Raw genomic sequence first — 20,846 nt, 5'->3', positions numbered from 1 at the left:
GGGTCAGGCGTTGCTGAGCCTGCGGTCGCGCCCGTGGACGCAGTCGCAGGTGTCCGAGCACGGCAGGTAGGTGTGCCGGCCGTGGCCGCAGCCGGTGCACGGGAGGTCGTGCGAGAGGTGGACCGAGCTGGTCTCCACGGTGTCCCACATGCTCTCGAGGGTGGCACCGCGCGCGGGCTCGCGGACCCGAATGCTGCGGAATGCCCGATCTGGGGCACGGAATGGCCCGTTCGGGCCATGGGCGTGTGGCCCGTCCGTCCCGCACCGGCGCCCTAGGATCGCCGCATGGGCGCGCGGACCGGTCACGACCTCACGCCGCAGCAGGCCCGGCGCATCGCCGTACGCGCCCAGCTGCTCGCGGCACCGCGGCCCGACGACGTGCTCGGGGTCGTGCGGCACCTCGGGTTCCTCCAGGTCGACCTGACCCGCGTCGTGGCGCCGCACGCCGACCTCGCGCTGTGGACCCGGCTGGGTGGCTCGTACGAGCCCGAGGACCTCGAGGACCTCGTCGGCGACGGCGCGCTCGTCGAGGTGAGGGGGATGCTGCTGCCCAGCGAGGACGTGGCGCTGCTGCGCGCCGACATGGACGCCTGGCCGGGTGAGCCGCCGTTGAAGGAGTGGCAGGAGGACCTCACGGACTGGGTCGCCGCCAACGACGGCTGCCGCCGCGACATCCTCGCGCTGCTGCGCTCGGAGGGACCGACGCCCGCGCGCGACCTGCCCGACACCTGCGAGGTGCCGTGGCGCTCCACCGGCTGGACCAACGACAAGAACGTGATGAAGCTCCTCGAGTGCATGGAGGGCCGCGGGGAGGTCGCGGTCGCCTCGCGCGAGGGCAGGGAGCGGCGGTGGGACCTCGCCGAGCGGGTCCACCCCGGCGACCCGGCGGTGCCGGCGGAGGAGGCCCACCGCACGCTCGCCCGCCGGCGGCTCCGCGCGCTCGGCATCGCGCGCCCACGCGCCCTCGAGGCGTGGGACGAGCGCTACGACGTCCGCGACACGGGTGAGCCGGCGCGCGTCGAGGGCGTTCGCGGCCAGTGGCGCGTCGACCCGGACCTGCTGGTCGACCTCGACGACTTCGCCGGACGCACCGCGATCCTCTCGCCGCTCGACCGGGTGGTCTTCGACCGCAAGCGGATGGAGGACCTGTTCGCCTTCGACTACCAGCTGGAGATGTACAAGCCCGCGGCGAAACGGCAGTGGGGCTACTGGGCGATGCCGGTGCTCGACGGCGAGGATCTGGTCGGCAAGGTCGACGCCACCGCCGAGCGCGACGCCGGCGTGCTCGTGGTGGACGCCGTGCACGAGGACGGCAGCTGGTCGGCGGCCCGCCGGCGGCGGGTCGAGGCGGAGATCGCCGCGCTGGGGGAGTGGCTGGGGCTCGAGGTCGTCCGCCCCTGAGCTCGCTGCGCGGACCGACCCGAGGCGGTCAACGCCGGAGGAGCCGGCGCAGCTCCTCCGTCGTGTCCTCGGTCCACCCGTCGGGCCGCACGAGCTGCACCCACGCCGCCGCGTGCTCTCCGGAGAAGTTGTGGCCGTGGCCCGGCTCGGTGTCGAAGGCCATCGCGAGATCGGCCGAGACCTGGAAGAACGTCACGAGCGGCACCCAGCGCATGCCGCCCGGGACGTCGGCGCCGCGTTCGTCCTCCAGCCAGTCGGGTCGTCGGAGGAGCAGGTCGGGACTCCACCACGTGACCGGGTCGGAGGCGTGCTGGAGATAGAGCACGCGGCTGCCCTCCCACGGACGGTCGGCAGGCGGCGGGCTCTCGGCCCGCGTGGCGAACCGGACGACGCGCCCGTCGCGGTACACCGGCTCGATCTGGGGCGAGCCGGGATCGCGGTCGGCGGACAGCTCGCCCCACAGCCGGTTGAAGCTCGGCGGGCCCACGAAGAGGGCGCCGGTCGTGCGGTTGGCCAGGTCGAACTCGCCGCTGAACGCCTCCTCGGCGCCGAAGGAGCCCAGGCTCTCACCGAAGACGTAGAGCCGCGGCCGGTCGTCGGGCGGGAGCGCCGTCCACCGCTGGTAGACCGCGTCGAACAGCCCGCGCCCGGCCTCGCGGGCCCGCTGGGCGTCGACGACGAACGACAGCCAGGACGGGAGGTGGGAGTACTGCATCGCGACGATCGCGGAGTCGCCGCCGGTGACGTACTCGAACCCGGCGGCCGCGCTCGGCTCGACCCAGCCGGTGCCGGTCGTGGTGACCACGAGCAGGTGCTCGCGGTCGAACCCGCCCGCGCGCTCGAGGTCGTCGACGGCGAGCTCCGCGCGCTCCTCGGCGTCGTCGGCGTTGCCGAGCCCGGCGAAGGCGCGGATCGGGTCCATCGCGGCCGTCCCCACGACGTCCTCGATCTGCTCCGCGGTCGGTCCGCCGGCCACGAAGACGCGGCCCTCACGGCCCAGGTCGTCCCAGTCGACGAGCGACTCGGCGCTGCCCGAGCGCAGCGCGGATTCGGGCCGTCGCGCCGAGGAGGGCGTCGTCAGGTCGCCGACGGCGAACGACGCGTCGAGGGCGCGCAGGCCGGCGTCGGCGAGCACCCCGCTCACCAGCGTGACCCCGAGGCCGACCACGACGAGCACCCCCAGGGCCTGGGCCGCCTTCGGCCCGATCCGGCGCTGGAGCAGCCGGACGAGGCGCCGGGTCAGCGCCCGCAGCCCTCGCGCCGCGACGAGCACGAGCCCGGCGACGAGCACCGCGATCACCGGCACGAGCAGCACGGACGCGACGGGCGTGGGCTCGCTGCCGGCGAGGCGGTGGGCCTCCTGCTGCCACCGGGCGCCGAGGAGCAGCATCACGATCCCGCCCACCGCGCCGACCACGGCCAGCGCGGTCGTCGCCCAGCGCGGCCAGGCGCGCCGCGGCCGGTCCCGCACCGCGCTCCAGCACCACGAGCAGAGCACGCCGAGGCCGTAGCCCGCGGCCGCGGCGACACCCGTGACGATGCCCTGGAACAGCGGCGGGCGGGGGAGCAGGGACGGCGTCAGCGAGACGGCGGCCAGCAGCAGCGCCCCGGCGACTCCCGGGGGCACCAGCGCGAGCCGACGCGCGGACGTCCGCGCGAGCGTGTCCAGTCGTGCGAGGGCCGCGCCGGTGGCGTCGCCTGCCATCGGGCACCTCCTGCCCGTCACGGCGAGGTGCCCGCGACGGGCTCCCCGCACCCAGACGGACTATCCCACACCCCGTCCGCGCGGGTCACCGTCGCGCGGTCCGGTCTCCGCCTCGGCCTGACGGTCCATCAAGGTATGCAGGCCAACCCGCACTTCCCAGCGTGAGCTCAACGAGGGAAGTGCCGGTCCAGCGACATACCTTGATGAACCGGCGGCGGCGGCGGCGCGGAGACGGGCCTACTTGTCCAGCGGGAGCCCGAGCGCCGCGGCCAGCGCGTGGGGGTCGGCCACCGAGAGCGTGACGCCGGGGTGGGTGATCGTGCCGGTCGGGTCGATGGCGGGGACCGCGTCGTGGAACGTGAGGCAGAGCGCACGCTCGCCGTTGGTCGTGAAGGAGACGCCGCGGTCGGCGGCCGACAGGTGGGCGGGGCCGGCGGTCTTGAGCCACGAGAAGCCGCCGGAGAGCTGCGCGCCGGCCAGGTTGGCGCGCGGGGTGACCAGGCGCCAGGGGCCGAAGCGGACGTAGAGCCACTGGGGGCCCACCTCCACCGCGGTGCTGGCCGGGGTGACGCCGAAGGCGCGCGCCGGGGTGACGTAGGACGGCGCGAAGGCGAAGTCGAACGCCTCGACCGCCTCGGGGGAGCCCTGGCCGCCGGGCTCGCGCACGAGGCCGCGCAGGGCGGCGGCCGCCGGCACCCGGTAGGGCTGGAGCACCGCGGCCGAGGGACCGGGCACCCGGAGCAGGGCCCGGCTGGCACCGCCCGGTGCGGGCAGGACGTGGTGGTCCATCGTCGTGGTGACGGCACCGCGCCCGGCGCGCCAGCTCCACGACCGCAGCCCGGGGTCGACGCGGACGACCTCGAAGTCGACGGCCACCCCGGCCGGGCCGTGCACCCGGCCGGTGGTGCCGGGCGCCAGGACGTCGTCGGACGACTCGACGTCGCGGATCAGCGGTGCCCACGACGACCATGTCGCGGGGGTGGTGAAACGGCGCCACGCCTCGTCGGCGGCGGCGGGACCGTGCGCGTCGACGAGCATGGCGCCGCCCTCAGAGCTGGACGGTGTCGTTGTCGCCCAGGTCGGGCTGGGCGTCGGTGACGAGCCCCTTGGCCACCTGGACCACGAGGGAGACCTTCCCAGGCGACTCCCAGTACTCGGCCGTGTCGCCGTCGATGCGCAGCAGCACGCTCTCGGGATCGTCGGGCCCGCCCGACATGAAGGCGCCGGCGGACGCGTCCCACAGCTCGCGCAGCTTGGCGCGGTCGTCGCTGAGGTGAGCGGTGCCGGACAGCGAGACCCAGCCGGCCTTGCTGGAGTAGGAGACGTTGACCCGCGGGTCGGCCTCGATCGCGCGCACCTTGTCGCTGCTGCGCTCGGTGATGAACCAGGTGGTGCCTGGCTCCTCGAAGTCCTGGGTGCCCATGGGCATGGACACCAGCCGGCCGTCGAGCGACACGTAGGTCAGCACGGCGATGTCGGTCTTGTCCATGATCTCGGCCACGGTGGCGGTCTGGTCGTCGTGAGTCCTCATCTCCCGACAGTGACACGCGTCGCCAATCCGGCACCCCACCCAGGAGGCTGGTGCGGTCACAGCGGCGGCGCGCGGGCCGTCGTACTGGCAGGATTGCCCCGGCACTGCAGGGGCACGAGGCCCGTTCCGCCGGGTCCGCGACCAGACAGGGGAGACGCAGAGCATGACGACCACGCACCCGGCCGACGACCACGCGCTGATCAGGGTCGAAGGGGCCCGGGAGAACAACCTCAAGAACGTCAGTGTCGAGCTGCCCAAGCGGCGGCTGACCGTCTTCACCGGGGTCTCCGGCTCCGGCAAGAGCTCGCTCGTCTTCGCGACCATCGCGGCGGAGTCGCAGCGGATGATCAACGAGACCTACAGCGCGTTCGTGCAGGGCTTCATGCCGAGCCTCGCCCGGCCCGACGTCGACCACCTCGAGGGACTCACCACCGCGATCATCGTCGACCAGGAGCGGATGGGCGCCAACCCCCGCTCGACCGTCGGCACCGCCACCGACGCCAACGCGATGCTGCGGATCCTCTACAGCCGCCTCGGCGACCCCTACGTCGGCCCGCCGACCGCGTACTCCTTCAACGTCCCCACGCGGAAGGCGAGCGGGATGATGACCACCGAGAAGGGCGGGCGCACCGAGCGCCAGGTCGTCAAGCAGGAGGTCTACCTCGGCGGCATGTGCCCGCGCTGCGAGGGCATGGGCAAGGTCAACGACATCGACCTGACGGCGCTCTACGACGCGGAGAAGTCGCTCGACGACGGCGCCCTCACCGTGCCCGGCTACTCGATGGACGGGTGGTACGGCCGGCTCTTCGAAGGCATGGGGCTGCCGATGGACAAGCCCATCAAGTCGTTCACCAAGAAGCAGCTCGAGACGATGCTGTGGTCGGAGCCGACCAAGATCAAGGTCGAGGGCGTCAACCTCACCTTCACCGGGATGATCCCGCAGATCCAGAAGTCGATGCTCTCCAAGGACCCCGAGGCGATGCAGCCGCACATCCGGCGGTTCGTCGACCGCGCGGTCACCTTCCAGACCTGCCCGGAGTGCGGGGGCACGCGGCTCACCCCCGAGGCCCGGAAGTCCACGATCAGGGGCAGGTCGATCGCCGACCTGTGCGAGATGCAGATCAGCGACCTCGCCGAGTGGGTGCGCGAGCTCGACGAGCCGTCGGTGGCACCGCTGCTCAAGGGCCTGCAGCACCTGCTCGACTCGTTCTCCGAGATCGGGCTGGGCTACCTCTCCCTCGACCGCCCGGCCGGCACGCTGTCGGGCGGCGAGGCCCAGCGCACCAAGATGATCCGGCACCTCGGGTCGTCGCTGACCGACGTCACCTACGTCTTCGACGAGCCCACCATCGGGCTGCACCCGCACGACATCGAGCGGATGAACAACCTGCTGCTGCAGCTGCGCGACAAGGGCAACACCGTGCTGGTCGTCGAGCACAAGCCGGAGACGATCGCGATCGCCGACCACGTCGTCGACATCGGGCCTGACGCGGGCGCCGCGGGCGGCACCATCTGCTTCGAGGGCGACGTCGACGGCCTCCGCGCCAGCGACACGATCACCGGCCGGCACCTCGACGACCGGGCGCGGCTCAAGGAGTCGGTGCGCGAGGCCACCGGCGCGATGGAGGTGCGGGGCGCCTCGACCCACAACCTGCGCGACGTCGACGTCGACATCCCGCTCGGCGTGCTGACCGTGGTCACCGGTGTCGCCGGATCGGGCAAGAGCTCGCTCGTCCACGGCTCGCTCGCCGGCCGCGACGAGGTGATCGTCATCGACCAGGGCGCGATCAAGGGCTCGCGGCGCAGCAACCCGGCGACCTACACCGGCCTGCTGGAGCCGATCCGCAAGGCCTTCGCCAAGGCGAACGGCGTCAAGCCCGCCCTCTTCAGCTCCAACTCCGAGGGGGCGTGCCCGACCTGCAACGGCGCGGGCGTGATCTTCACCGAGCTCGGCCCGATGGCGACCGTCGAGTCGCCGTGCGAGGAGTGCGAGGGGCGCCGCTTCAAGGCCGAGGTCCTCGAGCACACCCTCGGCGGCAAGGACATCGCCGAGGTGCACGAGATGTCGGTGGTCGACGCCCGCGCCCACTTCAGCGAGGGGGAGGCCCGGATCCCGGCCGCCGTGAAGATCCTCGAGCGGCTGGTCGACGTCGGGCTGGGCTACCTCTCGCTGGGCCAGCCGCTCACCACGCTGTCGGGCGGGGAGCGCCAGCGCCTCAAGCTGGCCACGCAGATGGGCGAGAAGGGCGACGTCTACATCCTCGACGAGCCCACCACCGGCCTGCACCTCGCCGACGTGGCCAACCTCCTCGGCCTTCTCGACCGCCTCGTCGACTCCGGCAAGTCGGTCATCGTCATCGAGCACCACCAGGCGGTGATGGCCCACGCCGACTGGGTCATCGACCTCGGCCCCGGCGCGGGCCACGGCGGCGGCACGATCGTCTTCGAGGGACCACCCGCCGAGATGGTGGCGGCCGAGGAGCCCACCCTCACCGGCAAGCACCTGGCCGCCTACGTGGGCGCCTGAGGCGGCGGCCGGGTCAGCGCAGGTGCTCGACGGCGCGCCGACCGAGGACGACCAGCTCCATCCTGGGTGGGACGGCGAACCAGTAGCGGACGTCAAGCACCGACACGGTGCGCCCGACTCGCACGGCGAGCACGCGATCGAAGTAGGACTCGCCCTCCCACGGTCCGGTGGAGACGATGAGCATCCCGGCGGACTCGTCCCCGAGCGTGCGGGGGAACCAGGCGCGCTTCTCGATGTGCCACTGATCCCCGTCGATGATGACGTCGGACTCGCCCACGCAGCGCCTGCTGAAGGTCCGATAGCGATCCACGAGGGCGCGCGCCTCGCGGGTGGAGTGGAAGCGGACGACGGTCTGCTCGACATCACGCACCGACGGAGGCCGCTCGTCGGCGTAGACGCTGCCCTGGATCCGGCTGGCGCCGCTGACCTCTGCTGCTCGGTCGACGCACCTGTGGGGTGCGAGGACGGGGGAGCGCCGCACCTTCACGCGGCTGGAGAGCAGGTAGCCGTAGATGGCTTGGTACTCATCCAACGTCAGGAGGTGCCGGCGCTGCAGCGGCCGAGGTGGCTCCTCCGCAGCGACGACCGGCGCAGGGACCAGCAGCGTCACGAGGACGGCCAGGGCGACCAGCACGCTGCGCATCCGACCAGCATGCGCCCCGACCCCTCCCACCAGCAACGGCCGGCTGGGCCCCGGCGTTCTCACCGCGTGAGCACCACCAGCCGCTGCGTCGCACGGGTCATCGCGACGTAGCGGTCGACCGCGCCCGTCACGCCGTCGCCCAGCCCGTCGGGATCGACCAGCACGACCAGGTCGAACTCGAGGCCCTTGACCAGCTGCGGCGACAGCGAGCGGACGCGCGCCGAGTCGGCGTAGGTCGGATCACCGACCACGACGGCGGTGCCCTCGGCGTGCTCGGCGAGCCACGCGCCGATGATGGCGTCGCGCTCCTCGACGGGCGCGTGGAGGACCGGGATCCCGCTCTCGCGGATCGACGTGGGCACGTTGGCCTCCGGGAGCGCGGCCCGGATCACCGGCTCCGCCTCGGCCATCACCTCGGCGGGAGTGCGGTAGTTGACCGTCAGCGGCGCCACGCTGACCTCGGGCAGACCGACCCGCGCCAGGCGCTCGGCCCACGACTCGCCGAAGCCGTGGCGCGCCTGCGCACGGTCGCCGACGATAGTGAGGCTGCGCGAGGGGCAGCGCCGCAGCAGCATCGCCCACTCGGCGTCGCTGAGCTCCTGCGCCTCGTCGACCACGATGTGGGCGAACGGACCGGCCAGGCGGTCGACGTCGGCGTCGGGCAGGGCCGCGTCGTCGACCAGCGCGCTCTGGAGGTCGTCGTGCACGAGCATCGACACCAGCCCCTCGCCGTAGTCGTCGGCACCGGACTCGCGGGCGGTCGTGCGGAGGTCGTCGATCACGTCGTCCATCCGCGCCCGCTCGCGCGCCTCGACTGCTGCGGTACGACGTCGTCGCCCCGAAGCCTCGGGGTCGCCGAGCCGCAGCCGGGCCGCATCGAGCAGCGGGAGGTCGGCGTCGGTCCAGGCCTCGGGGTCGTCGCGTCGCAGCGCCCGCACCTCGTCGGGAGCCAGCCACGGCGCGCAGTGGCGCAGGTAGGCCGGCACCGTCCACAGGTCGCCGACGAGGTCGGTGTGCTCGATGAGCGGCCAGGCCCGGTCGAACGTGTCGCGCAGCCCGGCATGGCGGTCGAGGACGCGGCGCAGGTCGTCGGGGGAGAGGTCGTCGAGATCGTCGGCCGCCTTGTCCACCAGGACCGTCAGCAGCTCGTCCCACACCTCGTCGCGGGCCAGGTTGTGGGGCGTGCCGGGATCGGAGGAGGCGAACGCCTCCGCCCACTCGGCGGCGGTGATCCGGACGTCCCCCCACGGGGTCTCGACCAGGTAGGACTCCGCCGGCGGCTCCTCGTACAGCGCGACCGCGGGCTGGATCGCCTCGACCATGCGCCGGTCGCCCTTGAGGGCGGCGACACGGGGGTCGGGCTCCGGGCCAGACGTCGCCTCGGGCACGAGGTCACCGATCGTGCACGTCTGCACGCCCTCCTCACCCAGGCTCGGCAGCACGTCGCCGACGTAGACGAGGTAGGGCTGGTGCGGGCCGACGAAGAGCACGCCCCCGCGCCGGTGGCCCAGCCGCGGGTCGGCGTGGAGGAGGTAGGCCGTGCGGTGCAGCGCGACGACGGTCTTGCCCGTGCCGGGACCGCCGTCGACGACCAGCGCGCCACGTGAGCCGGCCCGGATGATGGCGTCCTGGTCGGCCTGGATCGTGGCGAGGACGTCGCGCATGCGGGGCGTACGACTGCCGCCCAGCGTCGCGACGAAGGCCGACTGGTCGTCGAGCGCGGCGACGTGGCGTAGGGCGTCCTCGGTGAAGGCCTCGTCCCAGTAGTCGACGATCCACCCGCCCGACCAGCGGTAGCGGCGCCGGCTCTCCAGGCCCCGCGGGTGTGCGTGGGTGGCGGCGAAGAAGGGCTCGGCCGCCGGGGAGCGCCAGTCGACGAGCAGCCGCTGCCCGTCGGCGTCCGCGAGCCCGAGGCGCCCGACGTACGTCGGCTCGTCGCGACCCTCGTGCACGATGCGGCCCAGGCAGAGGTCGAGGTCGTAGCGGCGCAGCGCACGCAGGCGCGACGACAGGCGGTGCACCTCCTGGTCGCGCTCGAGGGCGGCGGTGCCGCCGCGCGCCGGGGCCGACCGGGCCTCGGCGAGCCTGCCCTCGAGGTCGCCGATCGCCTGCTCGAGCGCGTCGGCGATGCGGGCGAAGTGCGTGCGGTCGTGGTCGATGAGCGCGGGGTCGGCCTTGGCGACGAGGGCCTCGGGGAGCGCGAAGGGGAACGTGTCGTGAGCGGCGGCGTGGGCGGTGGCGTGGGGGCGTCCGGGCGGCATCACGCCGTGCAGTGTGGGGGCCGACCGGGGTCTTGCGGCAAGGCCCCCGATGGCCTATACGTTGAGAGTGGAGGCAGTCCAGCGCATCGGCTCGGTCCCGATCCTGGACGCCATGGGGATCCGTGTCGTCGAGGTTCGCGCGGGGCACGCGGTGGCCGAGCTGCCGCCCGAGCCCAACGTCAACCACTTCGGCGTGACCTACGCCGGGTCGCTGTTCAGCGTCGCCGAGATGCTGGGCGGTCTGCTCAGCCTGGCGACCTTCGACCTCGAGGGCGAGCTCGCCGGCTTCGTGCCGCTCGTCAAGGAGTCGACGATCCGCTTCCGTCGCCCGGCGATGGGCGTCGTGCGTGCCACGGCGTCGCTGTCGCAGGAGGAGGCGGCGCGGGTGCGGGCCGACGCGCTGGCGTCCGGCCGGGGCGAGTTCGTGCTGGAGGCAACGCTCACCGACGCCGTCGGGGAGGTCGTGGCGACGACCGTCGGGACCTACCAGGTCCGGCGCCTGGGGTGAGCCGGTGAGGTTCGTGCTGCACGACCACCGGCGCCCGAGCCCGCACTTCGACCTGCGACTCGAGGAGGAGGGCGTGCTGCGGAGCTGGGCGGTGCCCAAGGGGCTGCCGGACGACAGTCGGCGCGACCGGCTCGCCATCGCGGTGGACGACCACGACCTGGACCACCTCGCCTACGAGGACGAGCACAAGTCCGTCGCCGACACCGGCACGTGGGAGGAGCACGACCGCGACGGCCGCCGGATCGTGTTCTCCCTGCACGGGCGCGAGGGCGTCCGTCGCTATGCGCTCATCCACACCGGCGGCACGCAGTGGCTCCTGCACCTGACGCGGGCCCAGCCGCCATCCGTCAACGGGGGTTGACATCTCGGCGCAGGTCAACAACAGTTGACGGATGAGGACGGCCATCGACGCCGAAGAGCCGGGGGAGCGCGGTCCGCTCGACGAGCTGGTGCGCATCGCCCGCGCCAAGCACGAGCTGGCCGCCGCCGAGGCCGTCGCGGTGCGGCGCGCTCGCGTCCAGGGGTTCACCTGGGCCGAGATCGGCACGCTGCTGGGCGTGAGCAAGCAGGCGATGCACAAGAAGTACGGCAGGTCCGCCTGACGCCGGCACGCGAGCCCGCCATCCGTTGACCAGCCCCCGGGGCCGGTGTTACAACAAGGATCGTATACAAAACCGTATACGCCAGTCCGCGTGACCACACCCTCTCGGGAGACTCACCGTGACGTCCAGGCAGACTCGGATGCCGCACCACCGTCCACCCCCCTCTCCGCGACGGGCCACCCGCCCCGGACCGCTCCTGCGCCGGCCCTGGGCCGCGCTCGTCCTGGCCGTCGTCGTCGCGGTGCTGCTGTCCGCGTGCTACGCGGTGCAGCCGCGCGGCGAGACGCCCGAGCGCAAGGACGTGTCGAGCGTCCCGGCCGAGGGCGTGTCGCTGGCCGACGGCGGCGACCTGGTGATGGGCCTCTCGGCCGATCCCGACGTGCTCGACCCGACCACGTCCTCGTCGCTCTACACGCGCTACGTGATGAGCTCGATCTGCGAGAAGCTCTACGACATCGACGCCGACGGCCGCATCGTGCCCCAGCTCGCCACCGACCTCCCCGAGCTCGACGACGGCGGCCGCACCGTGCGGATTCCGCTGCGGCAGGGCGTCACCTTCGCCGACGGGACGCCGTTCGACGCCGAGGCGGTGCAGCGCACCCTCGAGCGCCACCTCGAGAAGGAGGACTCGGCGCGCGCGGCCGAGATGGGACCGGTCGAGAGCGTCGTCGCCGTCGACGACAGCGCCGTCGAGCTGAGGTACGCAAAGCCGTTCGCGCCCGTCACCGCGTCGCTGGCCGACCGAGCGGGCATGATCTTGAGCCCGCGCGCCCTCGACGACCTCGGTGACGACTTCGGCACCTCGCCGGTGTGCGTGGGTCCGTTCCGGTTCGTCGAGCGGGTGCCGGCGACGTCGATCGTGGTGGAGCGCGACCCGGAGTACTACGCAGCCGACGAGGTGCACCTCGACACGATCACCTACCGCATCATGACCGACGCCAACATCCGCGCCGCCAACCTGCAGTCCGGCGACGTGCACGTGATCGACACCGTCTCGCCGACCACGATCGAGACCCTCGAGCGCGAGCCGGGCATCGGGCTGCTGCAGACCGGCTCGCTGGGCTACCAGGGCATCACGTTCAACCTCGGCAACACCGACGGCGTCGGCACGCCCCCGGGCACGATCGACACCCCGGTCGCCAGCGATCCCCGGGTGCGCGCGGCGTTCGAGCTCTCGCTCGACCGGGAGGCCCTGGTCAACTCGGTGTTCGACAACTGGTTCGAGCCGGCCTGCTCGCCGATCTCGCCGGACACGGTCTATGCCACCGAGGCCAGCAACGAGTGCCCGCCCTTCGACCCCGAGCGGGCCCGCGAGCTCCTCGACGAGGCCGGCGTCGACACCCCGGTCGAGCTCACCATGAAGGTCTCCAACACCCCCGACACGCTCCGACTGGCGCAGGCGATCCAGGGCAGCGTCTCGGCCGGCGGGTTCGACATCGAGCTCGAGCCGGTCGAGTACACGACGCTGCTCGACGACCAGACCGGCGGCGACTTCGAGATCCTGCAGCTCGGCTGGTCGGGCCGCATCGACCCGCACGGCAACATGTTCTCCTTCCTCTCCACCGGCCAGGCCAACAACTACTCCGGATTCAGCGACGAGCGCGTCGATGCGCTCCTCGAGCGGGCGGCCGGGGAGGTCGACACCGACCGGCGCGCCGACCTCTACGGGCAGGTGGTCACCCTGGTGCACGAGGTCGACCCGATCGTCTACCTCTACCGCCAGCGCAACCTCACCGGCTACTCCGAGGACGTCGCCGGCGTCAGCACGTACGGCGACGGGGTCGTACGGCTGAGCCGGGCGGGCTTCGTGACGGACGGGGGCTCGTGATGGTGCGCTACCTGCTCGGGCGCCTGGCACAGGCGGTCGTCACCATGTTCCTCGCCTCCGTCGTGGTGTTCTGGGGGGTACGCGCCCTGCCGGGGGATCCCGCCCTGGCCGCCGCGGGGGAGGAGGCCGACCCGGCCACGCTGGCGGCGGTGCGCGCCGAGCTCGGCCTCGACGACTCGCTGCTCGTGCAGTACGGCACGTTCGTGAAGAACCTGCTGCAGGGCGACCTCGGCACCTCGATCGCCACGGGCATCCCGGTCACCGACCTCCTCGCCACGACGCTGCCGGTCACGCTGTGGCTCAGCCTCTACGCCGTGGTGGTCGCCGTGGTGGTGGGGGTCGGTGCCGGGGTCGCGGCCGCGGTGCACCGGGGCCGCTGGCCGGAGTGGCTCGCCAACGGCTTCACGCTGGTCGGCCTGTCGGTGCCGAGCTTCTGGCTGGGCATCCTGGCGATCCTCTACCTGGCGGTGGGGCTGCGCTGGTTCCCGGCGTCCGGCTACGTGCCGGTGAGCGAGGAGCCGCTGCGGGGTCTCTACTACCTGACGCTGCCGGCGCTCGTGCTCGGCACCGCGCTGGCCGCCGTCATCATGCGCCAGACCCGCTCGTCGATGCTCGACACGCTCTCCGCCGACTACGTACGCACGGCGCGCGCCAAGGGGATGCCCGGGCGCAGCGTGCTGACCCGGTTCGCCCTGCGCAACTCGCTCATCGTCGTCGTCACCATCATCGGCCTGCAGCTCGGCGGGCTGGTGTCGGGAGCCGTGGTGACCGAGCGGATCTTCGGGCTGCCGGGCTTCGGCAAGCTCACCCTCGACAGCGTCTTCACCCGCGACTACCCGGTGATCCAGGCGGTCGTGCTGGTCACCACGTTCGCCTACATCGTCATCAACCTGGCGATCGACGTCCTCTACTCGGTCATCGATCCCCGGATCCGCGTGGCAGGAGGGGCCCGATGAGCGAGGCCACACCCGTCGTCACCGTCGACGACATCGACCTCGGTCAGCAGCGCGGCCAGGTGCTGCGCCAACTGGCGCGCAACCCGCTCGGCGTGGTGGGCGGGGCGCTGCTCCTTCTGGTCGTGCTGACCGCGGTGCTGGCGCCCCTGATCGCGCCCTACCCGCCGGAGGAGGTGCACTTCGACCTCCCGTTCCAGCGCGCCTTCACCGACGGCTTCCTGTTCGGCACCGACGACCTCGGCCGCGACATCCTCTCGCGCATCGTCCACGGCACCCGGGTCTCCCTGCTGGTGGGCGCGCTCAGCGTGCTCCTCGCGGTGGTGGTGGGCACCCCGCTCGGCCTGCTGGCCGGCTACGTGCGCTGGGCCGACGTGGTGGTCTCGCGGTTCACCGACCTCACGCTGGCCTTCCCGTTCCTCATCGTCGCCGTCGGGCTCGCCGCCATCAACGGACCCAGCGTCTACAACGCCGCGATCGCGCTGGGCATCGCCCAGGTGCCCACCATGGTGCGGGTGGTGCGGGCGGAGACGCTGCGCGTGAAGGAGCGCGAGTTCGTGCTCGCGGCCCGCGCCCTCGACGCCTCCGGTGCCCGGATCCTGTGGCAGCACGTGCTGCCCAACGCGGCGTCGGCGTTGATCGTGCAGGCCACCGTCATCATGCCGGTCGCCGTGATCGGCGAGGCGTTGCTGTCGTTCCTGGGCCTCGGCATCCAGCCGCCCACCCCGAGCCTGGGCATCATGCTCTCCGACGCGCAGCAGTACATCTTCCGCGCGCCGGCCGCGGCGATCTTCCCGGGCCTCACGATCGCCGTGATCTGCCTTGGCTTCAACCTGTTCGGCGACGCCCTGCGCGACGCCCTCGACCCCACCACCCGGAGGCGCTGATGACGGCCGACCCCGGCGCCTTCGTGGCGCCCCCCGAGCACACCACGAGGCCCACGCTGCGGGGCAGGTTCGGCATGTGTGCCTCCACCCACTGGGTCGCGAGCGCGGTCGCGCAGTCCGTGCTCGAGCGCGGCGGCAACGCCTTCGACGCGGCGGTGGCGGGCGGCTTCGTGCTCCACGTGGTCGAGCCGCACCTCAACGGCCCCGGCGGCGACATGACCGGCCTGTTCGCCACCGCTGACGACCCCAGGCCGCGGGTGCTGGTGGGCCAGGGTCCGGCCCCGGCCGGCGCGAGCATCGAGCACTACCGGGCCGAGGGCCTCGACCTCGTGCCCGGCACGGGTGCGCTGGCCGCGGCGGTGCCGGGCGCCGTCGACGCGTGGCTGCTGCTCCTGCGCGACCACGGCACCTGGGAGCTCGCCGACGTCCTCGCGCCGGCGATCGAGTACGCCGAGGAGGGGCACCAGATCTCGGCTCGCGCGGCGCAGACGGTGGCCGCCACCGCCGGGCTGTTCCGCGAGCACTGGCCCACCTCGGCCGACCTCTGGCTGCCGGAGGGACGACCGCCCGGGGCCGGCGACGTCGTCCGGCTGACCACGTACGCCGCCACCCTGCGCCGCCTGGTCGGTGCGGGCGCGGGCGCGCGCGACCGCGCGGGCCGCATCGAGGCGGCCCGTGATGCGTGGGGGAGCGGGTTCGTGGCCGAGGCGGTCGAGGGGTTCGTCGCGACCCCGCACCGCCACAGCGACGGCGCCGACCACGAAGGTGTGCTCGCCCGCGCCGACATGGCCGGCTGGCGCGCCGGCTACGAGGAGCCGGCGACCCTCGACGTCCACGGCGTCACGGTCTGCAAGACCGGCGCCTGGGGCCAGGGCCCGGTGCTGCTGCAGGCGCTCGCGATCCTCGCCGGCTTCGCCGACGACGAGGTCGACCCGTGCACCGGCGCCGGCGCCCACCGGGTGCTGGAGGCGCTCAAGCTCGCGCTGGCCGACCGCGACGCCCACTACGGCGACCCCGCGGACGGCCCCGGCGTGCCCCTCGACGTGCTGCTCTCGCCCGCCTATGCGGCCGAGCGCCGCGCGCTCATCGGCGAGGCGGCCTCCCACGACTACCGGCCGGGCGACGTGGGCTCCACACCGGTCTACCTTCCGCCCCTGCTCACCGAGGCGCCCGACGACTCCGCCGACGCCGCCGTGGGGGAGCCGACCGTCGGCGCGGTGGGGGACGTACGACGCGGTGACACCTGCCACCTCGACGTCGTCGACCGGTGGGGCAACCTCGTCTCCGCGACGCCCTCCGGCGGCTGGCTGCAGTCCTCGCCCACGATCCCGGAGCTGGGGTTCTGCCTCGGCACCCGGCTGCAGATGACCTGGCTCGACGAGCGGGCACCGTCGGCGCTGCGCCCGGGCCGGCTCCCGCGCACGACCCTGAGCCCCACGCTCGTGCTGCGCGACGGCCGGCCGTGGTGCGCGCTCGGCACCCCCGGCGGCGACCAGCAGGACCAGTGGCAGCTGCTCTACCTGCTGCGGGTGCTGCGCGGTGGCTACTCGCCGCAGCAGGCGATCGACGCCCCCGCGCTCCACACCACCTCGATGCCCGGCTCGTTCTGGCCGCGCACCTGGACCCCGGGCGGCGCGGTCGTGGAGGACCGCCTCGGCGAGGAGGTCATCGCCGACCTCGAGCGGCGCGGACACGTGGTCACCCGCGCCGGCGACTGGTCGCTCGGCCGGCTCTCCGCCGTCGCGCGCGACCCGGCCACCGGCCTCCTGGAGGCCGCCGCCAACCCGAGAGGGGAGCAGGGCTATGCCGTCGGACGCTGAGACCACGCCCGTCACCACGCAAGGGACAGCGCAGGAGGCCGTGCCCGAGGCGGCGCCGCTGCTGCGGATCACCGACCTCGAGGTGAGCTACTACGGCACCCCAGCGCTGCACGGCGTCGACCTCACCGTCGCCGAGGGGGAGCGGGTGGCCCTGGTCGGGGAGTCGGGGTCGGGCAAGTCCACGACGGCGGCGGCCGTGATCGGCCTGCTCCCCGGCGGCGGCACCGTGACCCGCGGCCGCATCGAGTTCCGCGGCGAGGACGTCACCCACGCCGACGAACGACGGCTGCGCCGCCTCCGCGGACGACAGGTCGGGCTGGTGCCGCAGGACCCGATGTCCAACCTCAACCCGGCCACCCGGGTGGGCCAGCAGGTCGCCGAGACGCTGGTCGCCCACCGGCTCGCCTCGCGACGAGAGGCCCGCCGTCGCGCGGTGGAGCTGCTCGGCGAGGCGGGCATCCCGGACGCCGAGCGGCGCAGCCGCCAGTACCCGCACGAGTTCTCCGGCGGGATGCGGCAGCGGGTGCTCATCGCCATCGCGCTGGCGTGCGAGCCCGACCTGCTGATCGCCGACGAGCCCACGTCGGCCCTCGACGTGACGGTGCAGCGCACGATCCTCGACCACCTGGAGACGCTGCGGGCCGAGCGCGGCGCGTCCATGCTGCTCGTCACCCACGACCTCGGGCTGGCCGCCGACCGCGCCGACCGGGTCGTGGTGATGTCGGAGGGCCGCATCGTCGAGCAGGGACCGGCACGCGAGCTGCTGCGCCACCCGCAGCACGAGTACACGCAGCGCCTCGTGGCCGCGGCGCCGTCGGTCGCCAGCGCCCGCGTCGCGGCCGGGGCGCCCGTCGGCGTCCGGACCGAACCTCGGGACGGGTCGCCCGAGCAGGGGACCGGGCCGATCCTCGCCGTCGAGCACCTGACGAAGGAGTACCACCTGCGCGGCGGGCGCGGCCGGCTCACCGCCGTCGACGACGTGTCGTTCGAGGTGCCCGCAGGCACCACGACGGCGGTCGTGGGGGAGTCGGGGTCGGGCAAGACCACCGTGGCCCGGATGGTGCTCGGGCTGGTCACGCCGACCGCGGGCGAGGTGCGGGTCGACGGCGCCCACGTGGCCGCGGCCAGGGGAGCGAAGCGGCGGGCGATCCGGCGCGCGATGCAGCCGGTCTTCCAGGACCCGTACGCCTCCCTCGACCCGATGTTCACCGTCGAGCACATCGTCGACGAGCCGCTGCGGGTCTTCGGGGTGGGCGACCGGCGTTCGCGGCGGTCCCGGGTGGCCGACCTGCTCGACCACGTCGCGCTGCCGCACTCGGTGGCCCAGCGCCACCCCAACGAGCTCTCCGGCGGCCAGCGGCAGCGCGTGGCGATCGCCCGCGCGCTCGCGCTCAACCCCCGGCTGGTGGTGTGCGACGAGGCGGTGTCGGCGCTCGACGTGCTGGTGCAGGACCAGATCCTCACGCTCCTCGCCGACCTGCAGCGCGACCTCGGGCTCTCCTACCTCTTCATCACCCACGACCTCGCCGTGGTGCGGCTGGTCGCGCAGGACGTGGTGGTGATGCAGCAGGGCCGGCTCGTCGAGACGGGCGCCGTCGACGACGTCTTCGAGCGGCCCTCCTCCGACTACACCCGCGAGCTGCTGGCCGCGATCCCGGGAGCCGGGGTGTTCTCGTGAGGCACGGGTGAGCAGGCGCGCCGACCAGGTGCTCCGCGCGCTGCGCGCCGACATCGTCGCGGGCACCCACCCGGCGGGGACCCGACTGACCGAGTCGGAGCTGTGCGAGGCGTACGACGTCTCGCGGGTGCCGGTGCGCGAGGCGCTGCGCCACCTCGAGGCGGAGGGCTTCGTCACCAGCGTCGCCTACGCCGGCGTGCGGGTGGCGCACCTCGACAGCGACGAGGCGGCCGATATCTTCGCCGTGCGCAGCACCATCGAGGAGCTGACGGCGCGACGGGCCGCGGAGCGCTGTCGTACCCACCGTGACGACGACGAGGTGCGCCGGTTCGCCGACCTGCTGCGCGAGCTGGTGGCCGCCGGCCGCAGCGGCCTGGAGGCGCCCGGCCGCACCGACCTGCCGCCGCTCAACACCCGGTTCCACCTGGCGATCGCCGAGTTCGCCGGCAACGCCTCGCTGCTCGGCCTGTTGCGCCAGATCGGCGGCAAGGTCGAGTGGCTCTACGGGATGGACGTCGCCGCGCGTGGCGAGCACTCGTGGCAGGAGCACGACGAGATCGCGGAGGCCGTCCTCGCCGGGCACCCGCGCAAGGCGGCCGGGCTGATGCGGCAGCACGTGCACAACTCCCTCGACGGCTACCTGCGACGGCACACGCGATGAGTGGGGCAGCCGGTCCGTCCGGCCCGGACGGCCTCTCCACGGCGGCGATGCTGGTGCTCTCGTTCGGCACCGGCGTGCTGGACGCCGCCACCTACCTCGGGCTCGACCAGGTCTTCACCGCCAACATGACCGGCAACGTGATCTTCGTCGGCCTCGGGCTCGCCGACGCCGAGGACGTGCCGCTGCTCCGCGCCGCCGTCGCGCTCGTGGGCTTCGCGATGGGCGCCATCCTGGCCGGAACCGTGCAGCGCGGGCACCACGCCCGCCCCAACGCCGACGTGGTGGCCGCGAGCCTGCTGATGGCCTGCGCGCTCACGGTCGGTGGCTCCGCACTCGTGCTCCATCTGGTCGACCCCGGCGCGACCGTCTTCGACCTGCTCGCCGGCGCCCTCGGGGCCGCGATGGGCGCCCAGGCCGTCGCGGCCCGTCGCGTCGCGGTGGGCGACGTGTCGACCGTGGTGGTGACGTCGACGCTCGCGGGGTTGTTCGCCGAGGCGGCGTGGACCGGCGGCACCGCGGGACGCGCCACGACCCTGCGCAGGGCCGGGGCGGTGGGCACGATGTTCGGTGGCGCCGTGGTCGGCGCCTTCACGTTGCGGGCCGGGGTGGCTCTCCCGGTGGCGATCTCGTCGGGGCTCCTGCTCGTCGTCGCGTCGACGATGGTCGTACGCGTGGTGCGGGACCGGCGCCGAGACAGCCTCGACGCGGCCACCGGCTGATCGGCGGCTCAGCCAGGCGCGAGTCGGCGCCGGAGCACCTCGAGGCCGTCCCCGGAGAGGTCGTCCAGCGCCACCGCTCGACCCGACGCCGCCATCGTCAGTGCCTCGGCGCGGCCATGGACCGGGAGACCGTCGCCGAACGATCCCCCGAGATCGGTCGGCACGAGGCTCAGTCCGTCGAGCAGGCCCGGTGGCACGAGGGCCGGAGCCACCGCGGGGGAGGTGTAGTAGTCGAGCAGGGCCGCCCAGTGGTCGCCCGGGACGTCGGCGTCCAGGCCCAGCGGTCGGGCGATGTCGCGCAGGTGGACGCAGGTCTCCGCGAGCTGGCCCCACGGGCCGACGCGCGGCGGCGCCACCCGGTCGGAGGCATGCTGACGCAGCAGGCCCACGATCTCGGACGGTCCGAGCCGTCGCCCCAGCTGCCTGGCGAAGTGGTCGACCGTCGCATCGGTGTCCCCGCGCCGGCGAAGCGCGGCGAGCACGAACCGGGGGAACGTCACGTAGGCGTGCTGGAGCAGGTGCGCTCCCACCACGTGCACCGACCACCCGTCACACAGCGTGTCGGCCGCCCACTGCGACGGCGGGAGCGCGTCGAGCAGGTCGGCGAGGCGCACGCGATTCTCACTGGTCGCCGCGAAGATCCAGGCGTCATCGCGTGTCATGCCGCGGCGGCCTTCGCCCGGACGTCACGGAGGAGGGCCGCCAGCACCCGAGAGGCGATCAGCAGCTCCGAGCTGCTGCACTCGTCCGCAAGACCGGCGAGCTCGAGCATCTCGGCGGCGCGCACCCGCTCGAACGCGCCGGCTCCGTCGCCGGTGAGCCTCACCAGCACGGACCGTCGATGGGTCGGGTTGGGGTGCGTCTCCACATGCCCACGCTCGACGAGATCGTTCACATGTCGCTGCACGGCCTGCCGCGGCAGGTCCAGGAGCCGCCCGATGGTGGGCACAGTGGCATCGCCCTGGTCGGCGAGCACCTCCACCACGGCACGCATGCCCAGCGTCCAGCCCTCCCTCCGCACCCGCCTCTCCACGACCCGCCCGGAGCTGAGGACCAGCGGTCGCACGTGACGGAGCACGTCGTACACGAGCTCGGATCGGGTCATGACAACAATGATGTCAT

Annotated in this window: 20 protein-coding genes; 12 read left to right on the top strand and 8 right to left on the bottom strand. The window is 73.4% G+C overall.

The window, feature by feature from the left end; all coding sequences use genetic code 11:
- Positions 1 to 3: 3 nt before the first annotated feature.
- Complete coding sequence (locus tag AC3X7Z_RS19245) at positions 4 to 150, bottom strand: hypothetical protein (RefSeq protein WP_489976918.1); 147 nt, start codon at positions 148 to 150, stop codon at positions 4 to 6.
- Between the two features lie 135 nt (positions 151 to 285).
- On the opposite strand from AC3X7Z_RS19245, the gene AC3X7Z_RS19240 reads away from it, so the two are divergent.
- Positions 286 to 1,401 carry a DNA glycosylase AlkZ-like family protein gene (locus AC3X7Z_RS19240; protein ID WP_489976917.1) on the top strand — a complete coding sequence of 372 codons (1,116 nt, stop codon included), beginning with the start codon at positions 286 to 288 and terminating at the stop codon, positions 1,399 to 1,401.
- Positions 1,402 to 1,429: 28 nt separating this feature from the next.
- Here AC3X7Z_RS19240 and AC3X7Z_RS19235 read toward each other — a convergent pair whose 3' ends face one another.
- From AC3X7Z_RS19235 to AC3X7Z_RS19225, 3 genes are all read right to left on the bottom strand, one after another.
- Positions 1,430 to 3,106, bottom strand: a complete 1,677-nt coding sequence (locus AC3X7Z_RS19235; RefSeq protein WP_489976916.1) for an alpha/beta hydrolase — start codon at positions 3,104 to 3,106, stop codon at positions 1,430 to 1,432.
- A gap of 237 nt (positions 3,107 to 3,343) precedes the next feature.
- Positions 3,344 to 4,144, bottom strand: coding sequence for an SRPBCC family protein (locus AC3X7Z_RS19230; RefSeq protein WP_489976915.1), 801 nt, complete (start codon positions 4,142 to 4,144; stop codon positions 3,344 to 3,346).
- A gap of 10 nt (positions 4,145 to 4,154) precedes the next feature.
- Positions 4,155 to 4,637: a pyridoxamine 5'-phosphate oxidase family protein gene (locus AC3X7Z_RS19225; protein ID WP_489976914.1), complete on the bottom strand. Its 483-nt coding sequence runs from the start codon at positions 4,635 to 4,637 to the stop codon at positions 4,155 to 4,157.
- A gap of 163 nt (positions 4,638 to 4,800) precedes the next feature.
- On the opposite strand from AC3X7Z_RS19225, the gene AC3X7Z_RS19220 reads away from it, so the two are divergent.
- Entirely contained in the window at positions 4,801 to 7,164 is a 2,364-nt protein-coding gene (locus AC3X7Z_RS19220; protein ID WP_489976913.1) for an ATP-binding cassette domain-containing protein, read from the top strand.
- 13 nt (positions 7,165 to 7,177) lie between these two features.
- On the opposite strand, the gene AC3X7Z_RS19215 is transcribed toward AC3X7Z_RS19220, so the two are convergent.
- Together AC3X7Z_RS19215 and helR are read right to left on the bottom strand one after the other, a co-directional pair.
- The gene (locus tag AC3X7Z_RS19215) at positions 7,178 to 7,807 is read right to left on the bottom strand and encodes a sensor domain-containing protein (RefSeq protein ID WP_186342192.1); all 630 of its coding nucleotides are present in this window, start codon (positions 7,805 to 7,807) and stop codon (positions 7,178 to 7,180) included.
- A gap of 59 nt (positions 7,808 to 7,866) precedes the next feature.
- Entirely contained in the window at positions 7,867 to 10,068 is a 2,202-nt protein-coding gene (helR, locus tag AC3X7Z_RS19210; protein WP_489976933.1) for an RNA polymerase recycling motor ATPase HelR, read from the bottom strand.
- 67 nt (positions 10,069 to 10,135) lie between these two features.
- Here helR and AC3X7Z_RS19205 point away from each other — a divergent pair, with 67 nt between their 5' ends.
- From AC3X7Z_RS19205 to AC3X7Z_RS19160, 10 genes are all read left to right on the top strand, one after another.
- Entirely contained in the window at positions 10,136 to 10,576 is a 441-nt protein-coding gene (locus AC3X7Z_RS19205; RefSeq protein ID WP_489976912.1) for a PaaI family thioesterase, read from the top strand.
- Positions 10,577 to 10,580: 4 nt separating this feature from the next.
- Complete coding sequence (locus AC3X7Z_RS19200) at positions 10,581 to 10,937, top strand: DNA polymerase ligase N-terminal domain-containing protein (RefSeq protein WP_489976911.1); 357 nt, start codon at positions 10,581 to 10,583, stop codon at positions 10,935 to 10,937.
- Between the two features lie 31 nt (positions 10,938 to 10,968).
- The gene (locus tag AC3X7Z_RS19195) at positions 10,969 to 11,178 is read left to right on the top strand and encodes a sigma factor-like helix-turn-helix DNA-binding protein (RefSeq protein ID WP_186342194.1); all 210 of its coding nucleotides are present in this window, start codon (positions 10,969 to 10,971) and stop codon (positions 11,176 to 11,178) included.
- 139 nt (positions 11,179 to 11,317) lie between these two features.
- The gene (locus AC3X7Z_RS19190; protein ID WP_489976910.1) at positions 11,318 to 13,006 is read left to right on the top strand and encodes an ABC transporter substrate-binding protein; all 1,689 of its coding nucleotides are present in this window, start codon (positions 11,318 to 11,320) and stop codon (positions 13,004 to 13,006) included.
- On the top strand, positions 13,006 to 13,962 hold the full coding sequence (locus AC3X7Z_RS19185; RefSeq protein WP_489976909.1) for an ABC transporter permease: 957 nt from the start codon (positions 13,006 to 13,008) through the stop codon (positions 13,960 to 13,962). The genes AC3X7Z_RS19190 and AC3X7Z_RS19185 overlap by 1 nt, the downstream gene beginning before the upstream one ends.
- A complete protein-coding gene (locus tag AC3X7Z_RS19180) occupies positions 13,959 to 14,846 on the top strand; it encodes an ABC transporter permease (RefSeq protein ID WP_489976908.1) in 888 nt (295 codons plus the stop codon). The genes AC3X7Z_RS19185 and AC3X7Z_RS19180 overlap by 4 nt, the downstream gene beginning before the upstream one ends.
- Positions 14,846 to 16,666 (top strand): gamma-glutamyltransferase family protein, encoded by a 1,821-nt coding sequence (locus tag AC3X7Z_RS19175; protein ID WP_489976907.1) that lies wholly within the window; start codon positions 14,846 to 14,848, stop codon positions 16,664 to 16,666. Before AC3X7Z_RS19180 ends, AC3X7Z_RS19175 begins: the two co-directional genes overlap by 1 nt.
- On the top strand, positions 16,650 to 18,344 hold the full coding sequence (locus tag AC3X7Z_RS19170) for a dipeptide ABC transporter ATP-binding protein (RefSeq protein WP_489976906.1): 1,695 nt from the start codon (positions 16,650 to 16,652) through the stop codon (positions 18,342 to 18,344). The genes AC3X7Z_RS19175 and AC3X7Z_RS19170 overlap by 17 nt, the downstream gene beginning before the upstream one ends.
- 7 nt (positions 18,345 to 18,351) lie before the next feature.
- Positions 18,352 to 19,005 carry a GntR family transcriptional regulator gene (locus AC3X7Z_RS19165; protein WP_186342200.1) on the top strand — a complete coding sequence of 218 codons (654 nt, stop codon included), beginning with the start codon at positions 18,352 to 18,354 and terminating at the stop codon, positions 19,003 to 19,005.
- The gene (locus AC3X7Z_RS19160; protein WP_489976905.1) at positions 19,002 to 19,724 is read left to right on the top strand and encodes a YoaK family protein; all 723 of its coding nucleotides are present in this window, start codon (positions 19,002 to 19,004) and stop codon (positions 19,722 to 19,724) included. The genes AC3X7Z_RS19165 and AC3X7Z_RS19160 overlap by 4 nt, the downstream gene beginning before the upstream one ends.
- An 8-nt stretch (positions 19,725 to 19,732) precedes the next feature.
- Here AC3X7Z_RS19160 and AC3X7Z_RS19155 read toward each other — a convergent pair whose 3' ends face one another.
- Positions 19,733 to 20,386 carry a maleylpyruvate isomerase family mycothiol-dependent enzyme gene (locus tag AC3X7Z_RS19155; RefSeq protein ID WP_489976904.1) on the bottom strand — a complete coding sequence of 218 codons (654 nt, stop codon included), beginning with the start codon at positions 20,384 to 20,386 and terminating at the stop codon, positions 19,733 to 19,735.
- On the bottom strand, positions 20,383 to 20,829 hold the full coding sequence (locus AC3X7Z_RS19150; RefSeq protein WP_489976903.1) for a MarR family winged helix-turn-helix transcriptional regulator: 447 nt from the start codon (positions 20,827 to 20,829) through the stop codon (positions 20,383 to 20,385). Before AC3X7Z_RS19150 ends, AC3X7Z_RS19155 begins: the two co-directional genes overlap by 4 nt.
- Positions 20,830 to 20,846 lie beyond the last annotated feature (17 nt).

This window comes from Nocardioides sp. Z24_21 (assembly GCF_058134345.1).
The sequence above is the reverse complement of the archived record's forward strand: the minus strand, read 5'-3'. Positions and strand labels throughout refer to the sequence as shown.